This is a genomic window from Blastomonas sp. CCH1-A6 (genome assembly GCF_001556365.1).
In the GTDB taxonomy this organism is placed as follows: domain Bacteria; phylum Pseudomonadota; class Alphaproteobacteria; order Sphingomonadales; family Sphingomonadaceae; genus Blastomonas; species Blastomonas ursincola.
In genome coordinates this window covers 1-828 of the sequence record NZ_LSIS01000537.1, presented here as the reverse complement: position 1 = coordinate 828, position 828 = coordinate 1, and the positions used below count along the sequence as shown (strand labels likewise).

2 protein-coding genes are annotated in these 828 nt (G+C 64.3%); both read left to right on the top strand.

Annotation, left to right across the window (positions count from 1 at the left end; genetic code table 11):
* A partial coding sequence (locus tag AX735_RS26185; protein WP_066284945.1) for a hypothetical protein occupies positions 1–473 on the top strand: 473 nt, incomplete at its 5' end.
* Positions 467–828, top strand: a 362-nt coding sequence (locus tag AX735_RS26575) for a hypothetical protein (protein ID WP_231750237.1), incomplete at its 3' end; no start/stop codon positions are given. The genes AX735_RS26185 and AX735_RS26575, both read left to right, overlap by 7 nt.

The window sequence follows — 828 nt, the reverse complement described above, 5'->3', positions numbered from 1 at the left end:
GGAACGAAGACTGCGCGCAGATCGGCCACACCCCGAACTTCGACCTCGTGAATACCGCGGAAGCAATGCTCTACAGGGCTGCGCTGATCGCGGTCGCCGGGCCTCCGCCCGCCGGGATCACCCTGCGGATCAAGGCTAACGCCCATGATTTCGGGACCTACCGGACGGTCGAGGCGAGCGTCGACGACGAACAGGACGATGGTAGCCATGCCAGCTATATCGAGACCCTCGAGACCGGCTTCGCCTTTTGGCATCAAGCCGGGTTTGCACCGCCTGAATTCGGCAAACTGACAGCGAGCAATCAGCTTGCGGGTTTCGTCGTGGATGCCGTCGCAAGCGCGCTGCGGATCACACGGCCGAGCAGCACCGGCGCATTCTTCCCAGCGTCCTCCGGACCGCTTCACCGGAACCTCACCGCAGCCTTTCCGGAGGCGGCGCAGCGCGCCTTTTCCGAAGCGAGCCTGCCATGCTGACCGACAGCGAGCGCTTCGCCTTCAGCGTCTGGCGGATCCATGCGTTCGCCTCGACGGGCAATGCCTACGACGCCGTGCAGACCGACGAGAGCATCGCAGCCGGTGACACCCTGCTTGTTCTCGATGAACGGGTTGTCGGTGTCGCGATGACTTGGCCTTTTGCCATCACGGCACAGCCGGGCAAGCTTCACGCGGTCTGTGCGCCTGGCGCTGGCGAAACCCTTGGGCACATTGAAAGGGCGCTCGATGTTCCAGACGGGTCAATCGCTCGAGCCTGCCGCCTCGCAAGGACACTGGGCATTGCGATTGATGCGGGCCTCGTCCCGTGGCTGTCTGAGCCGCTGGCGAGAGATGG